This window comes from Streptomyces sp. NPDC051662 (assembly GCF_040681655.1).
Classification (GTDB): Bacteria; Actinomycetota; Actinomycetes; order Streptomycetales; family Streptomycetaceae; genus Streptomyces.
Genome location: NZ_JBFAZD010000073.1, coordinates 1 through 1,710 on the forward strand (window position 1 = coordinate 1; position 1,710 = coordinate 1,710).

At 67.7% G+C, this 1,710-nt stretch carries 2 protein-coding genes; one reads left to right on the top strand and one right to left on the bottom strand.

The features are described 5' to 3' along the window. Positions 1 to 47 precede the first annotated feature (47 nt). A protein-coding gene (locus tag AB0M67_RS41575; RefSeq protein WP_365753412.1) for an IS5 family transposase occupies positions 48 to 922 on the top strand; the annotation gives its coding sequence in 2 pieces (ribosomal slippage) (positions 48 to 392 and positions 395 to 922; 873 coding nt in all). Here AB0M67_RS41575 and AB0M67_RS41580 read toward each other — a convergent pair. Next, positions 906 to 1,604 (bottom strand): alpha/beta hydrolase, encoded by a 699-nt coding sequence (locus AB0M67_RS41580; protein ID WP_365753414.1) that lies wholly within the window; start codon positions 1,602 to 1,604, stop codon positions 906 to 908. The genes AB0M67_RS41575 and AB0M67_RS41580 overlap by 17 nt on opposite strands. Positions 1,605 to 1,710: the final 106 nt, after the last annotated feature.

The window sequence follows — 1,710 nt, forward strand, 5'->3', positions numbered from 1 at the left end:
CTAGGGCGTGTTTCAGAAGTGGATCTTGATGTGTCGAGATCCACTTCATGGGGAGGCATGATCTGACGAATGCGCAATGGGCGAAGCTGGAGCCACTGCTCCCGGTTGGGAAGAAGTCCGGACGGCCGCCGGTACACACCAAGCGGCAACTGATAGACGGCATGCGCTGGCGCACCCGCGCTGGTGCTCCCTGGCGGGACGTGCCCGAGCGGTACGGCCCGTGGGAGACGGTCTACGGCCTGTTCCGGCGTTGGCAGCGGGACGGCACCTGGCACCGCATCTTCGAGCAACTGCAGGCCCGGGCCGACGCCGAGGGACTGATCACCTGGGACGTCTCGGTGGACTCGACTATCGCCCGCGCCCACCAGCATGCGGCGGGTGCCCGCAAAAAGGGGATCTGCAGATCGAGCCGCCAGGTGGTGTCTTCACCGAGCCCGACGACCACGGGCTCGGACGCTCCCGGGGCGGGCTGACGACCAAGCTCCACCTGGCGGTCGAGCAGGCCCAGAAGCCGATGTCGCTGGTGATCACGGCCGGGCAGCGCGGTGACTCCCCGCAGTTCCAGGTGGTCCTCGGCCGTATCCGGGTGCCCCGGCTCGGGCCGGGCCGCCCGCGCACCCGGCCGGACAAGGTGCGTGCCGACAAGGCGTACGGCTCCCGCGCGAACCGCGCCTACCTGCGCAAGCGCGGTATCCGCTGCACGATCCCGGAGAAGCGCGACCAGATCGCCAACCGCAAGAAACGCGGCTCCCACCGCGGCCGGCCGCCTAAGTTCGACAAGGCCGACTACAAAGAACGCCACGCGGTGGAGTGCGGAATCAATCGCCTCAAGCGACACCGCGCGGTGGCAACGAGGTACGACAAGCTCGCCGTCCGCTACGAGGCGACCGTGCTGGTCGCAGCCATCAACGAGTGGTTGTGACTCCTTCATCTCGCCTGCGTGGGGTGTCGGTGGCGAGCAGTTCCTGCAGGAGTTCAACGATGAGATCGGGCTGTCCTACGAACGGGGAGTGGCCTGTCTGCCACTCGCGCACGTCGCTACAGCGCGAGGCCATCTTCCGCTGCAGGCCCGGGTCGATGGCCTGGTCCTGTCCACAGACGACATAGGTGGAGGGAGTGTGCTTCCAGCTGTGGCGCTCTGGGACGCCTCGCCCGCAGCCGGGGGCTTGCGCACGCAGCAGGCCAACCGCCCAGGCGGCGAGAGATTCGGGACAGTCGCCGTACAGGGTGTCGAGAGCCCGGTCGGGGTGCAGGCTGGTCGAGCCGTCGGGCTCGGGGCTGATCGCGTCCTGGAGCTGCGGGGACGCGCCACCCAGACCGGCCGCGCTCTCGCCGACATCCGGCACGAAGGCGGCCAGATAGACCAAGTGTCCCGCTCCGCGCACCCCGGTGATCACTGACCCGCCGTAGGAGTGACCGAGCAGAGTCGGTGGCTCCGGTAGCAAGTCGACGGCAGCCTGGACCACGGCTGTGTCAGCGGGCAATGAGCCCCGGTGGAGCTCGGGAACGAGAACCTCGGTTCCTGCAGTCCGCAAGCGTTCTGCCACCACGGCGAAGTGCTCGGGACGGTGATACAGGCCGTGAACGAGTACCACGGCGGCCAATTCGCCCGCCTCCTCAGGTCGGCGTCAGACCAATGATCTTAGCTCCGGACCATGACCGGCCATCACTCACCACCAGTGATCCACTTCTGAAACACGCCCTAGGGCG